The sequence below is a fragment of the Massilia aurea genome (assembly GCF_040790145.1).
Taxonomy (GTDB): domain Bacteria; phylum Pseudomonadota; class Gammaproteobacteria; order Burkholderiales; family Burkholderiaceae_D; genus Telluria; species Telluria aurea_C.
In genome coordinates this window covers 105,425-126,653 of record NZ_JBFMMP010000007.1, presented here as the reverse complement: position 1 = coordinate 126,653, position 21,229 = coordinate 105,425, and the positions used below count along the sequence as shown (strand labels likewise).

The 21,229-nt window shown below is 65.7% G+C and carries 18 protein-coding genes; 15 read left to right on the top strand and 3 right to left on the bottom strand.

Annotation, left to right across the window (positions count from 1 at the left end; translation table 11 throughout):
* Positions 1–180: 180 nt before the first annotated feature.
* Positions 181–1,398: an HD-GYP domain-containing protein gene (locus AB2N08_RS12785; RefSeq protein ID WP_367611027.1), complete on the top strand. Its 1,218-nt coding sequence runs from the start codon at positions 181–183 to the stop codon at positions 1,396–1,398.
* Between the two features lie 14 nt (positions 1,399–1,412).
* On the opposite strand, the gene AB2N08_RS12780 is transcribed toward AB2N08_RS12785, so the two are convergent.
* Positions 1,413–2,456: a GGDEF domain-containing protein gene (locus tag AB2N08_RS12780; protein WP_367611026.1), complete on the bottom strand. Its 1,044-nt coding sequence runs from the start codon at positions 2,454–2,456 to the stop codon at positions 1,413–1,415.
* A gap of 360 nt (positions 2,457–2,816) precedes the next feature.
* On the opposite strand from AB2N08_RS12780, the gene AB2N08_RS12775 reads away from it, so the two are divergent.
* The 11 genes from AB2N08_RS12775 to AB2N08_RS12725 all read left to right on the top strand — a co-directional run bounded on the left by AB2N08_RS12775 (position 2,817) and on the right by AB2N08_RS12725 (position 13,467).
* Complete coding sequence (locus AB2N08_RS12775; protein ID WP_367611025.1) at positions 2,817–3,017, top strand: Flp family type IVb pilin; 201 nt, start codon at positions 2,817–2,819, stop codon at positions 3,015–3,017.
* A 58-nt stretch (positions 3,018–3,075) separates the two neighbouring features.
* Positions 3,076–3,621 (top strand): A24 family peptidase, encoded by a 546-nt coding sequence (locus AB2N08_RS12770; protein ID WP_367611024.1) that lies wholly within the window; start codon positions 3,076–3,078, stop codon positions 3,619–3,621.
* 101 nt (positions 3,622–3,722) lie between these two features.
* On the top strand, positions 3,723–5,135 hold the full coding sequence (locus tag AB2N08_RS12765; RefSeq protein WP_367611023.1) for an ATP-binding protein: 1,413 nt from the start codon (positions 3,723–3,725) through the stop codon (positions 5,133–5,135).
* Entirely contained in the window at positions 5,132–5,983 is an 852-nt protein-coding gene (cpaB, locus tag AB2N08_RS12760; protein WP_367611022.1) for a Flp pilus assembly protein CpaB, read from the top strand. The genes AB2N08_RS12765 and cpaB overlap by 4 nt, the downstream gene beginning before the upstream one ends.
* 20 nt (positions 5,984–6,003) lie before the next feature.
* Positions 6,004–7,539 carry a type II and III secretion system protein family protein gene (locus tag AB2N08_RS12755; protein ID WP_367611021.1) on the top strand — a complete coding sequence of 512 codons (1,536 nt, stop codon included), beginning with the start codon at positions 6,004–6,006 and terminating at the stop codon, positions 7,537–7,539.
* 10 nt (positions 7,540–7,549) lie between these two features.
* Positions 7,550–7,822, top strand: coding sequence for a hypothetical protein (locus AB2N08_RS12750; RefSeq protein WP_367611020.1), 273 nt, complete (start codon positions 7,550–7,552; stop codon positions 7,820–7,822).
* Between the two features lie 34 nt (positions 7,823–7,856).
* A complete protein-coding gene (locus AB2N08_RS12745; protein WP_367611019.1) occupies positions 7,857–9,032 on the top strand; it encodes an AAA family ATPase in 1,176 nt (391 codons plus the stop codon).
* Positions 9,033–9,071: 39 nt separating this feature from the next.
* Complete coding sequence (locus AB2N08_RS12740) at positions 9,072–10,418, top strand: CpaF family protein (RefSeq protein WP_367611018.1); 1,347 nt, start codon at positions 9,072–9,074, stop codon at positions 10,416–10,418.
* An 8-nt stretch (positions 10,419–10,426) separates the two neighbouring features.
* Positions 10,427–11,407, top strand: a complete 981-nt coding sequence (locus AB2N08_RS12735; protein WP_367611017.1) for a type II secretion system F family protein — start codon at positions 10,427–10,429, stop codon at positions 11,405–11,407.
* 7 nt (positions 11,408–11,414) lie between these two features.
* Positions 11,415–12,356, top strand: coding sequence for a type II secretion system F family protein (locus AB2N08_RS12730; protein WP_367611016.1), 942 nt, complete (start codon positions 11,415–11,417; stop codon positions 12,354–12,356).
* A 16-nt stretch (positions 12,357–12,372) separates the two neighbouring features.
* Positions 12,373–13,467, top strand: a complete 1,095-nt coding sequence (locus AB2N08_RS12725; RefSeq protein WP_367611015.1) for a tetratricopeptide repeat protein — start codon at positions 12,373–12,375, stop codon at positions 13,465–13,467.
* Positions 13,468–13,484: 17 nt separating this feature from the next.
* Here AB2N08_RS12725 and AB2N08_RS12720 read toward each other — a convergent pair whose 3' ends face one another.
* Positions 13,485–14,345, bottom strand: coding sequence for a polysaccharide deacetylase family protein (locus AB2N08_RS12720; protein ID WP_367611014.1), 861 nt, complete (start codon positions 14,343–14,345; stop codon positions 13,485–13,487).
* 503 nt (positions 14,346–14,848) lie between these two features.
* On the opposite strand from AB2N08_RS12720, the gene AB2N08_RS12715 reads away from it, so the two are divergent.
* The 3 genes from AB2N08_RS12715 (at position 14,849) to AB2N08_RS12705 (ending at position 19,730) form a co-directional block, all read left to right on the top strand.
* Positions 14,849–17,881: a TonB-dependent receptor gene (locus AB2N08_RS12715; RefSeq protein ID WP_367611013.1), complete on the top strand. Its 3,033-nt coding sequence runs from the start codon at positions 14,849–14,851 to the stop codon at positions 17,879–17,881.
* A 141-nt stretch (positions 17,882–18,022) separates the two neighbouring features.
* Positions 18,023–18,733: a SapC family protein gene (locus tag AB2N08_RS12710; protein WP_367611012.1), complete on the top strand. Its 711-nt coding sequence runs from the start codon at positions 18,023–18,025 to the stop codon at positions 18,731–18,733.
* On the top strand, positions 18,717–19,730 hold the full coding sequence (locus tag AB2N08_RS12705; protein WP_367611011.1) for a cupin-like domain-containing protein: 1,014 nt from the start codon (positions 18,717–18,719) through the stop codon (positions 19,728–19,730). Before AB2N08_RS12710 ends, AB2N08_RS12705 begins: the two co-directional genes overlap by 17 nt.
* A 161-nt stretch (positions 19,731–19,891) precedes the next feature.
* Here the strand turns inward: AB2N08_RS12705 and AB2N08_RS12700 are convergent, their stop codons facing one another.
* On the bottom strand, positions 19,892–21,199 hold the full coding sequence (locus AB2N08_RS12700; RefSeq protein WP_367611010.1) for a sugar MFS transporter: 1,308 nt from the start codon (positions 21,197–21,199) through the stop codon (positions 19,892–19,894).
* Between the last annotated feature and the right edge of the window lie 30 nt (positions 21,200–21,229).

Sequence of the window (21,229 nt, the reverse complement as noted above, 5' to 3'; positions counted from 1 at the left end):
GAGGACGAGGAGTGCTGGTACGGTATCTGACGTTAACGTTAACGTCAAGTAGAAAGCAGGGCGGGTGTGGCGATCAAAATATCCTTAAATTAACAATAAGTGATTAATAGAAATCTGTTGGTTATACTGGATGCATAACGGCGCACTGCGCTGGCATTCAGTGATCGAAAGAGGCGTCAGATGTTGAAAAAAGTGGATGCATCACAGCTCAAGGTCGGCATGTTCATCCACGATCTCGATTGTGGCTGGATGGAGCACCCTTTCGTGCGCAGTCAGTTCCTGCTGACCTGCGACACTGAAATACAAAAAATCCTCGACGCGGGCATCCACGGCGTCGTGATCGATTGCAGCCGCGGCATGGACGTCGACGCGCCGACGCTGGCCCAGGCGCAGGCGGCCACCGAGGCCGAAGTGACCGCGCTGGCGGCGACCGTCAACAGCCCGGTACGGGTGTCGGTGGGCGAAGAGATGCAGCGCGCCGCCAATGTGCGGCGCCAGGCGGTGAGCCTGGTGCGCACGGTGATGCAGGACGCGCGCCTGGGCAAGGCCATCGAACTCGACGAGGTCAGTCCGGTGGTGCAGAACATCACTGAATCGATCCTGCGCAATGCGGGCGCCTTGCTGGGCCTTTTGCAAATCAAGAACAAGGACGATTACACGTTCCTGCATTCGGTGAGCGTATGCGCGCTGCTGGTGGCGTTCTGCCGCTCGCGCAATATGGACGAAGAGCGCATCTACCAGGCCGGCATCGGCGGCCTGCTGCACGATACCGGCAAGGCGCTGGTGCCGGACGCGATCCTCAACAAGGCCGGGCGCCTGACCGATGCCGAGTTCGAGATCGTCAAGCGCCATCCGCGCGATGGCCACGACATCCTGCTGCGCACGCCCGGCATCGGCGCCATCCCGCTCGACATCACGCTGCACCACCACGAGCGGCGCGATGGCAGCGGTTATCCCGACCGCCAGGCCGAGGGCGGGATCAGCGAACTGGCACAGATGGCGGCCATCGTTGACGTGTACGACGCGATCACGTCGGAGCGCTGCTATCACAAGGGCATGCCGGCGGCCGAAGCGCTGCGCAAGATCTACGAGTGGAGCAAATTTCACTTCGATCCCGCGCTGGCCCAGGAATTCATGCGCTGCGTAGGGATCTACCCGGTCGGCACGCTGGTGCTGCTGGAATCGGGGCGCCTGGGCGTGGTGGTCGAGCCGCACGAAACGAGCCTGCTCACGCCGAAGGTCAACGTCTTCTTCCACACCAGGCAGCAGCGCTATATCAAGCCGGAGACCGTCGATTTGTCACGGGCGCTCGGCTTTGGCGGCGGCGACCGGATCGTGCGTCACGAAACGGCCGAAAAATGGCAGGTCGAACCGCTGCGCTTCATGCAGCTGGCCTGAGGGCGCAACGCCACTCAGAAGAATTCGGCGGTGTCGTTCGTGGTGACGGTCTGCAGCAGGCCGCCCTCGACCAGCTCTTTGTAGTAGCAGACGCGGTTGCGGCCGTGGGCCTTGGCGAAATACAGCGCCTGGTCGGCTTGGCCGAGCGTGACGACCGGCGAATCGGCCGCGCTGACGCTGGTAAAGCCGACGCTGACCGTGACTTGCCCCACCTGCGGGAAGTGGTGGCTCTCGACGTCGAGGCGAAAGCGCTCGATGATGCGGCGCGCGTTCTCCAGCGTCGTCGAGCGCAGCAGCACCACGAACTCTTCGCCGCCGAAACGAAATACCCGGTCCTGCGTGCGGAATGACGACTGCAGCAGGTTGGCGATCAGGATCAGGACCTCGTCGCCGTACAGGTGGCCGAAGCGGTCGTTGACGGTCTTGAAGTGGTCGACATCGATCACGGCCAGCCACTGTTGTTCGGTCCCGAGCTGCCCCTGCTGGCCGCGCCGCTCGGCCAGGCCGGGCGTGACGGCTTCGACGTCGGCCGCGTGCAGCATGCGCGCCAGCTGGTCGTCGAAGGTCTTGCGGTTGAGCAGGCCGGTGAGCGAATCGCGTTCGCTGTAGTCGAGCAGATTCTGGAAGTTGCGGTACACACTGACGATGCCGTTGACCATGTACAGCGCCTCTGGCGTGAACGGGCTGTCGTGCGCGATCTCGAGGCAGGTGTTGGCCCGCTCGCCAAACCAGATCGGCAACCACAGGCGGCGCGAGCCGTCGTCACCCTGGCCTTCGGCGCGCGCGGCGCGCTGGCGCAGGCACGCTTCGAGTTCGGGGTAGTTGGCGATCGACTCGCCCGGGCCGCTGTCTTGCGGTTCTTCCTGACAGGCCGCGCCGCCGGCACGGATGCAGGCGCGCGAGCGCACGAAAAGCTGGCCGCCGACCGTGGAAATGCCCAACACCCGGGTTTGGCTTGCGCCCGACAACTCCTGGACCGCCGAGATGACGGAGATATCCAGCATGGCGTGATCGCGGTGGCCGGTCATATCCACCATGTGTTGCAGCAGGGAATCCATGTCGTCGTTATCAGACCAACCAAGTGCTAAAAAGAAGACCCTGCAAGTGGCGCTGCGTAACGCGCTGTCGGGCCAAATGTGCCGCATTTTTCAGCGGTCAAGCAAAGCAGCATAATGCTTTTTTGTACTAGCGGCAACTATTCTTGACGATTTTTATCCCGCTTTGGCCAGGCATTGTGCACCAACTGGGCAGCCTTGTTTTTCCTCAAACGCGAATATTTCCATGTGGAAAAACTGCGCATCGTCAAATTGCCGTACGGCACTAATCCTATAGTCGATCTACTGGCACAACGTAACACGGCAATGGCGATCGGGCCCGGTCGCAGCCAGTATTTCTTAACTACCACAAGGAGTTTTGTCATGAGCACGATTACCTCCGCCATCAAAGCCTTTATTGCAGACGAGAACGGTGTCACTGCCATCGAGTATGGCCTGATCGCCGCCCTCATCGGCGTCGCAATGGCCACGGTGGCTGACGAGGTCGGTGATGGTATCAAACGGGTGTTCGAGCAAATTCGCGACAGCCTCAACACGGCTGTCCCGGTAGCTGCTGCTCCGTAATCCACGGCCCCCCAGGGTTGCAGTACGGCCCCGGGGGGCATTTTTTCTGGGATCGATCATGGATGTCGCACCTTACCTCGACACGTTGCTACTGCTGCTGGTAACGGTGGCGGCCATCAAGGATCTGGAAAGCCGGCGTATTCCGAACCGGTTGCTGTTAGCGGGACTGTCGGGCGCGCTGGTGCTGCACCTGCTCTCGCCACATCCGCTCGACGCACTGCTGGCGGCACTGGGTGGTTTTTCCCTGGGCCTGGCGGTGCTCCTGCCATTTTATCTTCTGCGCGGCATGGCGGCCGGCGACGTCAAGATGATGGCCACCGTCGGCGCCTTTACCGGTGCGGGCGACGCACTGCACATCGTGATCGTGGCCTGGTGCGTGGGCGGGGTCATGGCGCTCGTGATCATCATTGTCAATGGACGGCTGCGCCTGGCCATGTCCAATCTGTGGGCCATGCTGCGGCCCATGCTGCTGCGTCTGCCGCGCGGGTTCACGCCCGGGGTCGACGGATATCGCAGCGCCGGATCGATTCCGTACGGTGTTGCAATCGCGGCCGGGACGATCGTGCATCTGGTCGGACGCTACGGCCCAACCCCCCTTGGTTGACGACCGGGCACCCCGCTTGTGAGGCATCAAATGCTCACAAAAAATGCTCGATAGAATCAATTTAGATTTTCCTGAGATCAACTTCAGCAGCAGGAGGCGTCATGATCGACGTGTTATCGGCCGCCGCGTGGATTGGGCCGGATGCGGCATTTGCCGTGTCACCGGCAGGCATCGATGCGGACGGCGACGTGGCGGCCGTGCTGCCGCGCCAGCCGCGTACCGTGCGCGATACCGGGCTCGATGTGCGCCTGGTGACCGCCCTGGTGATCAAGACGCTGCATGCCGGCGGCAAGACGCCGTTGTCCAAGCTCACCGGCCGCCTGCGCTTGTCGGTCAGCGTGCTGCGTGAAGTGTTGCAGGGCATGGTCGGCGCGCAACAGGCTGAAGTCGCCTATTCGGGCGATACCGACCTCGATGTGCACTACCAGCTGACGGCCATCGGCCAGCGTGCGGCGGCTGAGCACCTGGCCGAATCGCGCTATGTCGGTCCGGCCCCGGTCACCCTGGCGGCCTGGCGCGCCGTGGTGGCGCGCCAGTCGCAGCGCCAGCCGGATGCCGCGCGCGTCACGCCCTCCGAACTGGAAGCGGTGCTCGACGGCGACGGCCTGGCGCCGGGCGTGCGCGAACTGATCGGCGCGGCGCTGCATTCGGGCCGCCCGCTGTTACTGTATGGCCCGTCCGGCTGCGGCAAGACGACACTGGCGCGCAAGCTCGCACGCCTGCGCCAGGATCCGATTGCCGTGCCTTACGCGGTGCTGGTCAATCACGAGGTTGTGCAGCTGCACGATCCGGCCCTGCATCCGGTGCCGCTGCACATGCGCGGCCTGGAAGAGCGCCGCAGTGTCGATGCACGCTGGGCGCTGAGCCAGCGGCCACTGGTGCACGTGGGCGCCGAACTGGCGCGCGACATGCTCGAACTGCGCAGCGACTTGGCCAGCGGTGTGCTGCGCGCGCCGCCCCACATCCTGGCCAACAACGGCTTGCTGGTGGTGGACGACCTGGGCCGCCAGCGCGTGGCCCCGGGCGAACTGCTGCATCGCTGGCTCGGTGCGCTGGAGGCCGGCCAGGACCACGTCACGGTGCCCGGCGGTCCCAGTCATGCGCTGCCGTTCGATGTCTGCCTGGTGATCGCCACCAGCCTGACACCCGAGTCGGTGCTCGACGACGCCTGTCTGCGCCGCATCGGTTACCGGATCCCGCTCGGACCGCTGTCGGAACCCAATTACCGCGCGCTGCTGCGGCGCCAGGCGCGCTTGCGCCGGATCGACCTCGATGACGCTGCGCTTGCGTTCCTGATCGATGAACTGCACCGCCGCACGCGTCGTCCGCTGCTGGCGGCCTATCCGCATGAGCTGCTCGGTCGGATCGCCGATTTTGCCAGCTTCGCCGGGCATGCGCCGCGCTGCGATATCGATGGCCTGATCCGGGCCTGGAGCAGCCTGTTTGGTGCGGCCGCCATGCCGCTGACCCCATGGTGCGGCGGTGCGGCGCCGGACGAAGGAGAGGCAGCATGAAAAACAAGCGAGCCATGATCGTGATGGCGCTGGCGGTGGTGCTCGGCCTGCTCGCCGTGGCGCTGGCCGCACGCTGGCTGCTCAATGCGCCGGTCCCCAGCGCGGGCCGGATCGTCGTCGCGAAGAGCGATGTGGACATCGGCCAGCGTCTCGCTCCCGAGATGTTCCTGATTGTCGACTGGCCGACTGCCAGCGTGCCCAAGGGCGCGTTCACCGATCCCCAGCCGCTGGGTGGGCGGGTCCTGAAAAGCAGCCTGCTGACGGGCGAGCCGGTCAGCGAAGCCAAGCTGGCGCCGGTGGGCACGCTCGGCGGGCTGTCGGCCCTGATCACCGAAGGCAAGCGCGCGATCACGGTGCGCGTCAATGACGTGATCGGCGTGGCCGGTTTCGCCTTGCCCGGCAACTTCGTCGACATCATCGTCAGCACCGAAACGATGCTTGACCCGGCCGCCGCACAGGCACGGGCGCAGAGCATCTCGAAGATTGTGCTGGAACGGATCCTCGTGCTGGCGGTGGCGCAGGAAGTCAGCCGCGACGGGACCAAGCCCAAGGTCGTCAACGCCGTCACGCTCGAGGTCACGCCCCAGCAGGCCGAAATGCTGGACCTGGCGCGCAGTGTCGGTTCGCTGTCGCTGGCGCTGCGCAACCAGGTCGATCCGGCTGCCGCGGCCACTGCCGGCGCGACCAAGCAGAACCTGCTGCCAATGCCAGTGCCGCCCGCGCCGCCACTCGTCGTGCGTATGCCACCACGGCCACGGGTGCAGCAGGTGCGCGCTGCGGCGCCGACGGCGCGACGCGACTGCATCAGCGTCATCAACGGCCTGCATGCGTCGCAGGAATGCTTCTGATGTCTACGACTGGATCGATCATGAACCGACGTCCCACGATCGCACTGCACGCCTGCCTGGCGGCCGCACTGGCCGGCATGAGTGGATTGGCGCCGGCCGCTGCGCCCGCAGTCCGGAAAGCCGTGGCGCCAGAGACGGCCACGCGCATCGAAACGGGTTGCCAGGGCGCGGCGGCGCGGCCGGCCGTCATGGCGCTCCAGATGGGCAAGTCGACCATGCTGCGCTTGCCGGAACCCGTGCGCCGGCGCAGTGTCGGCGATCCGGCCGTGGTGCAGGCGATGCTGGTCGCGCCGGACACGCTGTACATCGCCGGCATCGACGTTGGCAGCACCAATATGATCGTGCAGGGCCGCAGCGGGGCATGCAGCGTGATCGACATCACGGTCGCGATGGACCCGAGCAGCTTGCAGGCCATGCTGGCCGCAGCCATGCCGGATGAAAAGGCGATCCGGGTGATGGCGGCCAACGATACCCTGGTCCTGACCGGCACGGTCAGCGATGCGACGGCCGTGGCCCGCGCGGTGGAACTGGCGAGCGCCTACGTGCGCCGGCCGCTGCGCCAGCTGCCCGCGGCCGACAAGGACAACGCGACCGATGGCGTGATCCTGGTCGGCAACGGCGCCGGCACTGGCGGCGCTGCGGTCGGGGGCGGCGCCCGCGTGGTGAACCTGCTGGCCGTGAGCGCGCCGCAGCAAGTGCAGCTCGAGGTCAAGGTGGCCGAAGTCGCGCGCACGCTGCTCGAGCGTCTCGAGACCGGGGCCCGCTTCAGCTTCGGTTCCGGCAGCTGGACCACCACGCTGGTCACCGATTTCCTCAGCGGGAAGGCACTCGCCGGTCTGTCCGGACTCAAGACCAACGGCAACCGGTTCGGCGTCGAGGCCGACAAGCTCGATGGCATCGTGCGCATCCTGGCCGAGCCGAACGTCCTGGCCATCAGCGGTCAGGAAGGCTCGTTCCTCGCTGGCGGCAAGTTCTTCATCCCGGTGGCGCAGGAAAACAGCAAGGTCACCCTGGAAGAGCGTGAATTCGGGGTCGGTCTGCGTTTCACGCCGACCGTGCTGGCCGGCGGGCGCATCAACCTGAAGGTGGCGCCCGAGGTGTCCGAGCTGTCGCGCGAGGGGATCGGCATCAGCGCCGCCGGTATCTCGGGCACGGCCATCATGCCGCTCCTGACCACGCGTCGCGCCAGCACCACGGTGCAGCTGTATGACGGCCAGAGCTTCGCCATCGGCGGCCTGGTACGCAACAACGTCGTCGCCAACATGAAGGGCCTGCCGGGACTGGGCGACGTGCCGGTGCTGGGCGCGCTGTTTCGCAGTACCGACTTCCAGGAGGAGCGTACCGAACTGGTGTTCGTCATCACGGCGCGCCTGGTCAAGCCGCTGCCAGGGGGAAGCCTGAGCCTTCCCACCGACAAGTTCATCGTGCCATCGCGCGCCGGTGTGCTGCTGGGAGGCCGGCTGGAAGGCGAGCCGGCCGCTGGCAGCCCGGCTCCCGGGGGCGCGTCCGCGGCATCCTCACCGCGGCAGACCGCTGGCGGCTTCGAACTGCACTAGGGAGAGCGCGATGACAACCACCTTCAATCGTTGGGCGGTGCTGGCGCTGCTGGTCTGCGGCGCACAAGGCTGCACATCGGCGACGCCGCATTGGGACAGCCAGTTCGGCACCGCGACCAGCAGCAATCTGGCGGCGCAGACGATCGATCCGGGCGCTGGCGCCAACCGCAATCCAGCCCTGGGCCTCGATGGCCCGGCGGCGCGCGCCGCCATCGATAACTACCAGCGCGCGTTTGCCAGTCCGGCAACCGGCCAGCCGGCGCCCATGGTTGGCACGCGATGAACACGCGCAGCCAGCCCCATTGACCGAGGAATTCATGAGAGCGCTCCTGATCAGCCGTGACAGTCATCTGTATGCGGAACTCGCCTCCCAGGGCGCCGCACGGATGCCGCCACTGCACCTGGCCGCGACCCGCGAGGGCCTGCGCGAGGCGCTGGACCGGCCCGATGCCGACGCGCCGCAACTGGTGATCGTCGATGCGAGCAACCTCGAACCGTCCGAGGCAAACCTGCTCGAGCGCCTGGGCCGCCAGTACCCGACTTCGCAGCTGATGCTGCTGACCACCCAGCATCAGCCCGACCTGTTGATCACGGCGATGCGCGCCGGCGTACGCGAGCTGCTGCAACTGCCGCTAGAGCACCGCGCCTTCCATGAGGCGATGGACCGGATCGCGAGCGCCGCCGGCGTGTCCACCATGCGCGACGGTAAAGTGCTCGCCTTTATCGCCTGTAAGGGCGGCAGCGGCGCCACCTTCATTTCGACCAATTTCGGCTATGCGCTGGCCACGCTGGCCAACAAGAAGGTGCTGCTCATCGATCTGCACGGCCAGTTCGGCGACGCCGCCCTGTACGTGTCGGACCAGAAGCCGGCGATGACGATGTCCGACGTGTGCGCCCAGATCGCGCGCGTGGACGGGCCATTTCTCGAATCGTGCCTGGTGCATGTCACGCCGGGCTTTGGCGTGCTGGCTGCGGCTGACGATCCGGCCCACGAAAAGCAGGCCAAGCCCGAGCACATCGACACCATCCTGCGCGTGGCGCGCCAGCACTACGACTATGTGCTGCTCGATGTCGGGCGCCAGATCGATGCCGTATCGCTGCGCGCGCTGGACGTGACCGACACCATCTACCCGCTGCTGCAGCTGGCGCTGCCCGACATCCGCGATGCGCGCCGCCTGCTCGACATCTTCCGCTCGCTCGGCTACGCGCTCGACAACATCCGCCTGATCGTCAACCGCTACGAAAAGGGCGGCAAGCTGCGCCTGCAAGACCTGCACGCGGCGCTCGGCTGCGAAGTGGTGCACACCTTCCCCAACGACTACGTCGCCGTGACCGATTCGGTGAACCAGGGCGTGCCGGTGCTGCAACTGTCGCGCGCCAGCGCCGCCGCGCGCAGCCTGGCCGACCTGGTCGAACTGGTCACCGCGCACCGGGTCCAGGAAAGCCGCGGCCTGCTCGAGCGCCTGTTCGGACGCCAGAATCCCGACGACTGACGTCCTTCCCCCTGTTTCAACCACGCTCTGGAGACATCGATGTCCCTTCGCGAACGCCTCGCGCTGTCCGGTCCCGAGCGCCCGACCGGCGCCGAATCGCAGGAAGCCCCCAACCATGCCTACCAGGAGCTCAAGAAGCTGATGCACCAGATGATCCTGGACCGGATCGACCTGGAGCGCCTGAAGCGGCTGACCGCCGAACAGTTCAAGCACGAGCTGGCGCTGCTGGTCCAGCGCATCATCGAAGACGAGTGCATCGTCCTGAACCAGCACGAGCGCCACCACCTGGTGCTCGACATCCAGCACGAAATGCTCGGCTTCGGCCCGCTCGAACCGCTTCTGGCCGACCCGACGATCTCGGACATCCTGGTCAACACGGCAAGCAAGGTCTGGGTCGAGCGGCGCGGCCGGCTCGAACTGACCGACGTCACGTTCCACGACAACGCGCACCTGATGAAGATCATCGAGAAGATCGTCTCGCGTGTCGGGCGCCGCGTCGATGAATCGAGTCCGATGGTCGACGCCCGCCTGCCGGACGGCTCGCGCGTCAACGCGATCATCCCGCCGCTGGCCGTCGATGGTCCGATCCTGTCGATCCGCCGTTTCGGCGGCAGTCCGCTGACGGTGCAGAACCTGCTCGACTATAAAAGCATGTCCCCGCCGATGATCCAGGTGCTCGAAGGCCTGGGCACGGCCAAGGTCAACATCCTGATCTCGGGCGGCACCGGCAGTGGCAAGACCACCTTGCTCAACCTGATCTCGGGCTTCATTCCCGCCAGCGAGCGTGTGGTGACGATCGAGGACGCCGCCGAACTGCAACTGCGCCAGCCGCACGTGGTGCGCCTGGAAACCCGGCCGCCGAACATCGAAGACAAGGGTGAAGTCACCCAGCGCGCACTGGTGCGCAATGCGCTGCGCATGCGCCCCGACCGCATCATCCTGGGCGAGGTGCGCGGTCCCGAGGCGCTCGACATGCTGCAGGCGATGAACACCGGCCACGAAGGCTCGCTGGCCACGATCCACTCGAATACGCCGCGCGACGCGCTGTCGCGCCTGGAAAACATGGTCAGCATGGCCGCCGTGAACCTCACGCCGCGCGCGATCCGCCAGCAGATTGTCTCGGCGGTGACGGTGGTGCTGCAAGTCTCGCGCCTGACCGACGGCACGCGCAAGCTGGTGAGCTTGCAGGAGATCACCGGCATGGAAGGCGAGATCATCTCGATGCAAGAGATCTATCGTTTCGAACAGAGCGGCGTCGACCAGCAGGGCAAAGTACTCGGCCACTTCGGCGCCACCGGCGTGCGGCCGCGCTTTGCCGACCGCCTCAGATTGTTCGGGGTGCCGGTGGCGGACGACGCCTTCGACCCCGACCGCATTTTCGACTGAGGCGCACCATGGACACCCTGTTCTACGGTTTCGTGATCCTGCTGTTCGCCGCAGTGATCCTGGCGGTCGAAGGCTTCTACCTGTGGTGGATGGGCACCCATGGCGCGGCCGCGCGCCGGATCGCGCGCCGCCTGCAGGTCATGTCCGGCTCGCTGCAGGCGCGTTCGGGCGAGCGCATCTCGATCCTCAAGCAGCGCCGTTACAGCCCCCAGCCTGCGCTGGACCGCCTGCTGCACCGCGCCGTCCTGGCCCAGCGCATCGATGCGCTGCTGGTGCAGGCCGGCGCCAGCTGGACCGTCAGCCACTTCATCATCGCCTCGTTCGGCTGCCTGCTACTGGTACTGATCCTGTCCACCGCCTGGTCATTGCCATTGCTGCTGCGCCTGGCGTTGAGCGGCGCCAGCCTGGCCCTGCCCTGGTGGCTGGTGCATCGCATGCGTAGGCGGCGCCTGGTGCGCATCGAGCTGCAATTGCCCGAGGCCGCCGACTTCATCGCGCGCGCGCTGCGCGCCGGTCACTCGTTTACCAACGTCTTGCAGATCGTCGGAAACGAACTTCCCGAGCCGCTGGCCGGCGAATTTCGCATCGCGCGCGAAGAGATCAATTACGGCGTGCCGATGAACGAAGCGCTGCACGGCCTGGCCGCGCGCATTCCGCTGACCGACCTGCGCTACCTGGTCATCGCGGTGCTGATCCAGCGCGACTCGGGCGGCAACCTGGCTGAAATCCTCGGCAATATCAGCGGCATCATCCGCGCGCGCCTGAAGCTCGTGGCCCAAGTGAGGGTGCTGTCGGCCGAAGGGCGCATGTCGGCCTGGATCCTCGGCCTGCTGCCATTTTGCGTGATGGGCATGCTGGCGGTGAGCAGCCCGAACTACATCAGCATGCTGTGGACCGATCCGGCCGGTGTACGCCTGCTGTGGTACGGCCTGGGCATGATCGTGTTCGGCGTGCTGTGGCTGCGCCAGACCATCCGTATTCGCGTGTGAGGCTGCCATGAATGCCGCTCAGCTGCTGTTCCTGCTCGTTATCTTTGTCGTCATTTGCATGCTGGCCTGGGTTGCGCTGGCCCTGTTCGCACCATTGGCGCTGCGCGAACGCCTGCGCCACTTCCTCGGCCAGCGCGCGCCGTCGGAGGCCAGCATGCCGGGCCTGCGCTGGACCGAACGCGTGGCTGGTATTGTCCGTCCGCTCACCCGGCTGTCCATCCCCGACGAGGGTTGGGAAAAGTCGACGCTGCGCACCCGCTTCATGAACGCCGGCTGGCGCAATCCATCGGTGCCGACACTGTACTTCGCATCCAAGACCGCGCTGGCGCTCCTGACGCCGGCCATGGTGGCGCCGGTAATGCTCCTGCGTGGCGGCGCATCGAGCCGGATGGTGCTGATGGTCCTGGTGGCCAGTGCGGCGATCGGCTACTACCTGCCCAACGTCGTGCTGGCGCGGCGCATCAAACGGCGTCGGCGCGAGATCTTCGAGACCGTCCCCGATGCGCTCGACCTGCTGACCGTCTGCGTCGAAGCGGGCCTGAGCCTGGAACGGGCAATGGTCAAGGTGGCCGCCGAAATCCACATCAAGAGCGTGGTGCTGGCACAGGAGCTGCAACTGGTGCTGATGGAAATGCGCGCCGGCTTCAGCAAGGAAAAAGCGCTGCGCAATTTCGCGTTGCGCTCGGGTGTCGACGATGTCGACACACTGGTGGCGATGCTGATCCAGTCGGAACGCTTCGGCACCAGCGTCGGCGATTCGCTGCGCGTGTACGCCGATAACCTGCGTCACAAGCGGCGCATGATCGCCGAGGAGTGCGCCGCGCGCATCGGCCTCAAGCTGCTGTTCCCACTGATTTTCTGTATTTTCCCGACGCTGATGATGGTCCTGCTCGGACCGGCCGCGATCCAGATTTCACGCGCCCTGAAGGCACTGCCCGGTGCTAACTGAACCAATGGAGAAAACAATGCGCCCGACGACCACCCGCACCACCACGTTGACCCGATGCAGCCGATTGACCCGGCTGGCGCTGTTGTGCGCCGGCCTCGCGGCCTGCGCACCGTTCGTGTCGCGCACCACCGGCCCCCTGGCCGAGGCCGACGCGGCCTACGCGCTTGGGCGCGACCGGCACCTGGCCGGACAACCCGATGCCGCGCGCGCCGCCTACGGCGCCGCGCTGCAGGCGGCGCCTGGCCATCCGGGCGCGCGCAACGGCCTGGCGACACTGCATGCCGAAAGCGGCGAACTGACACCGGCGATCGCCATCTGGCGTGACCTGGTTACCGCGCTGGTACGCGACGCCGCGCCGGACAAGGCCTACCTGCTGGTCAACCTGGGACACGCCCACTTGCTGGACGGCGATCACGACCAAGCCCGCGCCGCGCTCGAACGCGCCTGCCTGCTCGATCCGCTCAATCCACGCGCGTGGCAGCTGCTGGGCGAAACCCTGGGCGCTCAGGGGCAGGATGAGCGGGCGCAGCAGATGTTCCGGCAGGCCGCCGCGCTGCGCCAGCATGACCTGCGCGCCGATTTCGCCGCCGCCGGTGGCCAGACTGCGGTCGCCTCGCTTGGCCAGGCGATGGGGGCGCCGCTGCCATCGGCCCATCCCGGCTGGGCGCAGGAACAGGTCGAGGTTGGTGAAGACGGCATGATGGCATTGCGCCGCACAGTCATAGGTACAGGAGCGGGCGGCAGCACACACCACGACGCGCCGCAGCCGCCCGCGCTGGGTCGGCACGTGACGCAGCTGGAGATCAGCAACGGCAACGGCGTGACCGGCATGGCACGTGCGCTGTCGCGCCGGATCGACGAGCCGGGCATGCAGGTCACGCGCCTGTCGAACCAGCCCGGCTTCGCGGTGCGCCACACGCGCATCGAATACGAAGCGGCGTATTTCGATGCCGCCCGGCGCCTGGCGCAGCGTCTGGGCAGCGCCCAGTTGCAGGAAGTCGGGCGCAACGCACCGACCAACCTGCGCCTGGTACTGGGCCGCGACCTGGCGCGCCATGGCACCGCGCTGCACCTGGGCGTGAGTGCGACCGAATCGCTGTCGCTACGCTGAGCCGGTCACTGTCAAGGTCAAGGCGCCGGCCGGGGCAGGCGCGTCTGCTCCCGCCTCACGTGTTTCATGATGTTGAGGAACGTGTCGGTCCAGACCACGTCGCGATGCGCGGCCAGGTAACGCACCAGTTCTTCATGCGCCTTTGACGGCACGCTCAGATGGTCGCCCCCGATGCCGTGGAAGGTGAAAGCGACCATCGTGCCGCGTGCAACGGCCTGCTCGACCAGCGCGATCAGTTCCGCGCCGCTGCTCCCCACCGGGCCCACCGAGGCCACCGCATACGGATCCACCGCCGCCATCGACGCCGGCACGCCCGGCCCATGCCCCGCCTTGATCGCAACGAACGCCGGATGCAGCGCCGGCAGATAAGCGCCACCCAGCGCCTGCACGTCGCCGCACGGCGCGGTGTAGGTGCGTTCGCGCTGACCGTCGATCGCCTCGAGCATCGTATTGGCCAGCACGACCTGGTCAACCATCTGCTCGCGGCTGGTAGTCGCCAGGTCGCGGTGCGCGACGACCCAGCCGCGATCGGGGAACGCGCCCGAACACTGGTGGAACAGGCTGTGGTTGCCCAGTTCATGGCCGCGCGCGGCCGCCGCGCGCCACTCGCGCAGGCGCGCCGCCACCGGCGGGCTCGATAGCTGCAGGTAGAAGGTGCCCTTGACGCCATGCCGGTCGAGCGTCGGCAGCGCGTTGTCGAGCTGCGAGTCGAGCGCATCGTCGTACGCCAGGCTGACAGCGGCGCGCGCGCCGCCGGGCCAGGCAAACGCGGGAGCCGGAGCGACTTCATGCGCGGCGCTGGCAAAGGTGACACAGACAGCGGCGAACAGTGCTGCGCCGACGAAGCGCCGCGCGCGGCGGGCCAGAAAATGGTGCATCGATGCTCCAATTTGGAAACGTTACCAAAACGTCAAGTCACTATAACGAGCCGAAAAATCGCTGTCAACGTAGGGACGGCCGCTCGACGCCTGCCACTGTGACGTCTGGTCAATGTACCAGGCGCACCAAAGTGTTGCGAAACTACGTCACACACCTCGGTGAGGTTACAGAATATTCCGTTGACAATTTATTTTCATAACTCTAAGATTCAGATCACAGCATGGAAACGTTTCCATGCGATAGACAAACCAGCTTCGATCCCCTCTCGGCGTATCCCGCCAAGGAGCCGAGGACACATGAAACAGTGCAGCGCGCACCAGGTAATCCACGCAACGAGGCCATCGGTACCAGCCGATCGGTCTCGCTGCGCCGCATGGTGGTGCATGGCCGGGCAGGGAGGCGCCCGGGCTTGAAAGGCAGTACCCGGGGGCAGCGGCGACGCAACCGGATGGCGGAGACACCGTGTCTGAGCACGGTCATATTTATAAAAACAGGAGAAGACATGTACTACCCAAAGGCTAAACAGACCTTGATCAGTCTGGCGGTTGCCAGCGCGTGCGCGGCGTTCATGCCGGCGTTCGCCCAGGAAGCGGCCAGCACGCCGCCAGCCGAGACCGCGACCAGTGCTCCCGACCAGGCGGTCGACGCGGCCAGCAACCCCACCGCATCGATCACCGGCCCCGCCCAGAACGGCACGCAAACCGTCGTCGTGACCGGCCTGCGCGCCAGTCTCGAATCGTCGATGAACCTCAAGCGCAATGCACAAGGCTTCGTGGACGGCATCGTCGCCGAAGACATCGGCAAATTCCCCGACACGAACCTGGCCGAATCGCTGCAGCGCATTTCGGGTGTGTCGATCGACCGCGAAATCGGCGAAGGATCGAAGATCACCGTGCGCGGCGTCGGCCCCGACTTCAACCTGGTGCTGCTCAACGGCCGCCAGATGCCGGTGTCTAACCTGGGCGACCGCAATGGCCGCGCGTTCGACTTCGCCAATATCGCGTCCGAAGCGATCTCGCAGCTGCAAGTGTACAAATCGAGCCGCGCCGAGACCCCGACCGGCGGCGTCGGTGCGACCATCAACGTGATCACCGCGCGTCCGCTGTCGCGTCCTGGCATGCAGGCCAGCGTCGGCATCAAGGGCGTGCACGACACGTCGGCGACCAACCTGCCGGACGGTCTCCAGCACGGCAACAAGGTGACCCCTGAAATCTCGGGCATCTACTCGAACACCTCGGCCGACGGCCGCTTCGGCATCGGCCTGTCGGCCAGCTACCAGGAGCGCAACCTGGGTTACAACCGCGCGTCGGTGGCCAACGGCTGGAAGGGCCCGTTCCGCGGCGACCAGGCAACCTACGGCGCGATTCCGCTGCCGGGCCAGCCGGGTTCCGAGCTGATCACGAACCGTCCCGGCCCGAACGACTTGTACCAGACCCCGCAGAACCTGAACTACAACCTGAGCGGCGTGCAGCGCGAGCGCACCAACGGCCAGGTGGTGTTCCAGTTCGCGCCGAACAAGTCGATCACCAGCACCCTCGACTACACCTATTCGGAAAACAAGATCCACACCCGCCGCAACGACATGTCGGCGTGGTTCAACTTCGGCCCGTCGTCGAGCAGCTGGACCGACGGCCCGATCGCCGGCCCGCTGACCTATACCGAATTCATCCCGGCCGGGAACGCCGACATCGCCATGGGCGTGTCGGACTTCGCGACCAGGAGCGAAAACAAATCGCTGGGCTTTAATACGGTCTGGCGCGTCAATCCCGACCTGCGTTTCGAGCTCGATGCCCACAGCTCGTCGGCCGAATCGACGCCGGACAGCCCTTGGGGATCGAGCAATGTGATCGGCACCGCCAGCTTCAGCCGCGGCAACACCACCGCCGACTTCTCGCAGGATTTCCCGGTGCTGAGCATCCAGGGCGCCGACTACGCGCGCGCGCCGCAGCAGGTCACCGGCTCGGTGTTCGAGAACGGCTACATGAAGACCGAGGTCGACCAGATCCAGACCCACGGCAGCTGGAAAGTGATGGAAGCGTCCGAGGTCAAGTTCGGCCTGGGCGCGACCAAGGTCGATTACCGCTCGGCGTTCTCGGTGCAGCAGCGCGACACCTGGGGCGGCGCGACGCAGGCCTCCGATTACCCGGCCAGCCTGTTCACCGTCGACAGCCTGGGCAAGTACTTTGACCAGGTCAATGGCAGCGGCAACCCGGCCCTGTTCGATCGCTTCCATACCTTCAACTTTGGCCAGATCCGCGACATCGTGGCCCAGGCTTCCGGCCTGCCGCAGCTGTACCTGCCGAAGACCACCTACGACACCGACCGCCGCACCGAAGAGAAATCGAAGAGCCTGTACCTGCAATTCAATACCGAGTTCGCGACGCGCTTCCCGATCAATACCTCGCTTGGCGTCCGTTACGAAAAGACCGACGTGAGCTCCACCGCGCTGGTGCCGACCCCGGTCGCGATCAGCTGGGTCTCGCAGAACGAGCTGCCGGTGGTGTTCGGCGAGTCGGGCTTCACGACCCTGAAGGGCAAGTACAGCCACGTGCTGCCAAGCTTCGACGCCGACATCGCGCTGCGCGACGACATCAAGGGGCGCTTCAGCTACGGCCATACCATTGGCCGTCCACGCTACGACCAGATCGCCGGCGGCCAGGTGCTCGACACGCTGGCGCGTGTCGAGGGCGGCACCGGCTCGCAGGGCAACCCGGCGCTCGAGCCGGTCAAGTCGAAGAACTTCGACCTGGCCCTCGAGTGGTACTACGGTCGCCAGAGCTTTGTGTCGATCAACCACTTCCGCAAGCAGCTTGAAAACTACGCCGGCCAGTCGCAGATCATCGCCCAGCCGTTCGGCGTGCGCACGCCGGTCGGCGGCGCCTACTGGAATGCGGCGCTGGGCAGCTGCACCACGGCGGACACCACCTGCATCCGCAACTACATCTTCCGCAATTTCAATGGCCAGCCAGGCGTGGTCGCGGGGCCGAACAATGCATCGGGCGACGCCACCGGCACCATCACGGCCATCGGCACCGATCCGGTCGCGAACTTCCGCATCACGTCGTACTCGAACCAGAAGAAGGCCAACATCCGCGGCCTGGAATTCAATGTCCAGCACATGTTCGGCAACAGCGGCTTTGGCGTGCAGGCCAACTACACCTACGTCAATTCGGGCCTGAAGTACGACAACGGCAGCGTCGGCGAGCAGTTCGCGCTGGTCGGCCTGGGCGACTCGGCCAACCTGGTAGGTATCTTCGAGAACGACAAGTGGAATGTGCGCGCGGCCTACAACTGGCGCGACGAGTTCCTGTCGTCGACGTTCGACGGCTCGGGCCCGAACCCGAACTACGTCGAAGCGTACGGCCAGCTCGACCTGAGCGTGGGCTACAACGTCAACAAGAACCTGTCGGTGTCGTTCGAGGGCATCAACCTGACCGACGAGATCCAGCGCACGCATGGCCGCACCAAGCAGCAGGTGCTGTTCGTGACGCAATCGGGTCCACGTTACATGCTCGCGGCGCGCTACAAATTCTGATAGCGCACCATCTGGCCGGCGCCGGCGTTCGGGAGTAGACTTTCCCGCACACCGGCCCTGCAACCGCAGCGGCGGGTCGGCAGCAGCCGTCCCGCCGTTGCCGTTTTACCGCGTGATTCGAACAACGACAACGAGACATCCATGCCCAATATCGCCCTGCTGAACAATATCGAACACAAGGACCTGCGCATCGTCGCCGGCCACCGTCCCGGCCTGGGCAGCGAAGTCGCCTGGGTGCCCACCTTCGCCGACGAATTTCGCTCCCTGCAGGGGATCTATCCGATCATCTTCCGCCAGCTCGAAGACGGCGCCAACTTCGAAGCGATCGCGCTCCTGGGCTTTACCGAAGACGAAAACCTGTTCCTGATCGATGGCCGCTGGGACGCGCCGCTCGTGCCATGGATGCACGAGCGCCAGCCGTTCTACATCGGCCGCAACGGCGACGAGCTGATGATCCAGGTCGACCTCGACCACCCGCGCGTGAGTACGACCGAAGGCGAACCGGTATTCATGCCGCATGGCGGCAACACCGGGTATCTGGAAAAGGTCAGCGCCATGCTGTCGAACATCCACAATGGCGTGCAGGCCAATATCGGCTTTCTCGAAGCGCTCAAGCGCCACGAGCTGCTCGACGCTTTTGTACTCGACATGGAATTCGACAGCGGCGCGCAGAACCGCCTGGGCGGCTTCTTTACCATCCACGAAGAACGCCTCGGCGCGCTCGATGGCGCGGCCATCGCCGAACTGCACGCGGCCGGCTACCTTGCCCCAATCTACTTCGCACTGGCCTCGCTGTCGAACTTCCGCAACCTGATCGATCGCCGGAATCAGCGCGATGCCGCCCGCCGTTAGCGCCATCCGCGAAATCGTCGGTTTGACGCCGGCGGATCTCGATACGACGATCCTGGCGTCGACCGAGCCGCTGCTGCTGCGCGGCCTGGTGGCCGGCTGGCCGGTGGTGGCGGCCGGCCGCGAAGCGCCGCAGGCCGCCATCGCCTACCTGCGCCGCTGGTGTGGCGATGCCACCGTCAATGCGATGCTCGGCCCACCCGAAATCGACGGGCGCTTCTTCTACAATGCGGCGCTCGACGGCTTCAATTTTCAGTCGCTGCGAGTGCGTCTCGATGCGGTGCTCGATGAACTGGCAAAGTACGTGTCCACGCCAACGCCGCCAGCGATCTACGTCGGCTCGACCACGATCGACGGCGCGCTGCCGGGTTTCCGGGCCGAGAACGACATCGACCTGGGCTCGCGCGACCCGCTGGCGTCCATCTGGATCGGCAACCGCACGCGCATCGCCGCCCACTACGATTTACCCGACAACCTGGCCTGCATCGCGGCCGGCCGGCGCCGCTTCACGCTGTTCCCGCCTGGCCAGCAGCACAATCTGTATGTGGGCCCGATCGACCTGACACCGGCCGGGCAACCAGTCAGCCTGGTGGATTTCGCGCAGCCCGACTTCAAACGCTTTCCACGCTTTGCCGAGGCGTTGGCGAGCGCACAAAGCGCCGAACTGGCGCCGGGTGATGCGCTGTTCATCCCATCGATGTGGTGGCACCACGTCGAAGCGCTCGACGATGTCAATGTACTGGTCAACTACTGGTGGCGCCAGTCGCCGGGCTGGATGGACACGCCCAACAACGCCCTGATGCACGCCCTGATGACGGTGCGCGACCTGCCGCCAGCGCAGCGCGCGGCGTGGGCTGAACTGTTCCGGCACTATGTGTTCGAGGCCGATGCCGACACCGCGGCGCATATCCCGCCGGGGGCGCGGGGGCTGCTCGGCCCGATGGACGACAACGCATCGCGCATGGTGCGCGCGCAGCTGCTCAAGCGTTTGAACCGGTAATCGGCTAACCGGCGGTGCAGTCAACGCAGTTTCCGCACCCTCAAAACGTCGTTCCCGCGGAGGCGGGAACCCAAGTTGTTCGCGTTATCGAAACGCTGGCACACTTGGGTTCCCGCCTGCGCGGGAACGACGGTCTTGCGGCTAACTGTAGCTGTTGGCGCTTATTCCGTCACCACCTTCTGCTGGTGCAGATTGGCATACTTCACACCGTAGTACACGATGAACAGGTAGCACGCCGCCGGCACCAGGAACGAGATCTGCAGGCCAATGGTGTCGGCCAGGATGCCCTGGATGAACGGCACGATGGCGCCGCCGACGATGGCCATGCACAGGATGCCCGAGCCCTGGCCCGTGAACTTGCCAAGGCCGTGCAGCGCCATGCTGAAGATGGTCGGGAACATGATCGAGTTGCACAGGCCAACCGCGATGATCGCCCACATCGCCAGGCTGCCGTCGGTGAAGATCGCGATGAGCACCAGCGCCATCGAACCGAGCGCGGTGACGGCCAGCGATTTACCCGGGCTGACGTAACGCATCACGGCGAAGCCGATGAAGCGGCCCACCAGCGCGCCGCCCCAATACAGGCTGACGTAGCTGGCCGCATCGGCATGCGACAGGGCCGCGATGTGCGGCTCGCCGATGAAGTTGATCAGGAAGCTGCCGATACTGACTTCAGCGCCCACGTACAGGAAGATCCCCAGTGCGCCGAGCACCAGGTGGCGGTACGCCATCGCGCCGCCCTTGCCGTCGACGGCGGCGGTGGTGGTGTCCTGGAACGCGATCTTCGGCAGGCGCGCCAGTGCGAACAGCACGGCCAGCAGCGCGAGCGCTGCGGCCAGGCCCAGGTACGGGCCCTGTACCGCAGCCGCTTCGGCCGCGCGGTGCGCAACCTGGTCGGCTTCCGGCAGCAGCGCCAGCTGGTCGGCCGACAGCGCCACGGTCGACAGGATCAGGAAGCCGCCCAGCGCCGGCGCCACCGTGGTGCCCAGCGAATTGAACGCCTGCGTGAGCGTCAGGCGGCTGGCGGCGGTGCGCGCAGGGCCAAGGACGGTGACGTACGGGTTGGCCGCCACCTGCAGGATCGTGATCCCGCTGGCCAGCACGAACAGCGCGAACAGGAACAGGCCATAGCCGCCGTTCGACGCCGGATAGAACAGGGCGCAGCCGGTGGCCGCGACCAGCAGGCCGGCGACGGCGCCATTCTGGTAACCGAGACGGCGAATCAGCGCGCCAGCCGGCAGCGAGACAACGACGTAGGCGCCGAAGAAGCACAGCTGCACCAGCATCGCCTGCATGTAGGTGAGGGTATAGATCGATTTCAGGTGCGGGATCAGGACGTCGTTGAGTGACGTGATCAGGCCCCACATGAAGAACAGGATGGTGACGATGAACAGCGCGCCGGTATGCGGATTGCTTTCGCCCTGCGTCGCTGCGCTGGCCACGGTCGGGGTCTGGATGGGATTCTGCATGGTGTCTCCGTTATTGGTGCAGACTAAAAA

Bases quoted from the DNA above. Each gene is read 5' to 3' on its own strand.
- AB2N08_RS12785 (WP_367611027.1), top strand. From the start codon at position 181: ATGTTGAAAAAAGTGGATGCATCACAGCTCAAGGTCGGCATGTTCATC.
- AB2N08_RS12780 (WP_367611026.1), bottom strand. From the start codon at position 2,456: ATGGATTCCCTGCTGCAACACATGGTGGATATGACCGGCCACCGCGAT.
- AB2N08_RS12775 (WP_367611025.1), top strand. From the start codon at position 2,817: ATGAGCACGATTACCTCCGCCATCAAAGCCTTTATTGCAGACGAGAAC.
- AB2N08_RS12770 (WP_367611024.1), top strand. From the start codon at position 3,076: ATGGATGTCGCACCTTACCTCGACACGTTGCTACTGCTGCTGGTAACG.
- AB2N08_RS12765 (WP_367611023.1), top strand. From the start codon at position 3,723: ATGATCGACGTGTTATCGGCCGCCGCGTGGATTGGGCCGGATGCGGCA.
- cpaB (WP_367611022.1), top strand. From the start codon at position 5,132: ATGAAAAACAAGCGAGCCATGATCGTGATGGCGCTGGCGGTGGTGCTC.
- AB2N08_RS12755 (WP_367611021.1), top strand. From the start codon at position 6,004: ATGAACCGACGTCCCACGATCGCACTGCACGCCTGCCTGGCGGCCGCA.
- AB2N08_RS12750 (WP_367611020.1), top strand. From the start codon at position 7,550: ATGACAACCACCTTCAATCGTTGGGCGGTGCTGGCGCTGCTGGTCTGC.
- AB2N08_RS12745 (WP_367611019.1), top strand. From the start codon at position 7,857: ATGAGAGCGCTCCTGATCAGCCGTGACAGTCATCTGTATGCGGAACTC.
- AB2N08_RS12740 (WP_367611018.1), top strand. From the start codon at position 9,072: ATGTCCCTTCGCGAACGCCTCGCGCTGTCCGGTCCCGAGCGCCCGACC.
- AB2N08_RS12735 (WP_367611017.1), top strand. From the start codon at position 10,427: ATGGACACCCTGTTCTACGGTTTCGTGATCCTGCTGTTCGCCGCAGTG.
- AB2N08_RS12730 (WP_367611016.1), top strand. From the start codon at position 11,415: ATGAATGCCGCTCAGCTGCTGTTCCTGCTCGTTATCTTTGTCGTCATT.
- AB2N08_RS12725 (WP_367611015.1), top strand. From the start codon at position 12,373: ATGCGCCCGACGACCACCCGCACCACCACGTTGACCCGATGCAGCCGA.
- AB2N08_RS12720 (WP_367611014.1), bottom strand. From the start codon at position 14,345: ATGCACCATTTTCTGGCCCGCCGCGCGCGGCGCTTCGTCGGCGCAGCA.
- AB2N08_RS12715 (WP_367611013.1), top strand. From the start codon at position 14,849: ATGTACTACCCAAAGGCTAAACAGACCTTGATCAGTCTGGCGGTTGCC.
- AB2N08_RS12710 (WP_367611012.1), top strand. From the start codon at position 18,023: ATGCCCAATATCGCCCTGCTGAACAATATCGAACACAAGGACCTGCGC.
- AB2N08_RS12705 (WP_367611011.1), top strand. From the start codon at position 18,717: ATGCCGCCCGCCGTTAGCGCCATCCGCGAAATCGTCGGTTTGACGCCG.
- AB2N08_RS12700 (WP_367611010.1), bottom strand. From the start codon at position 21,199: ATGCAGAATCCCATCCAGACCCCGACCGTGGCCAGCGCAGCGACGCAG.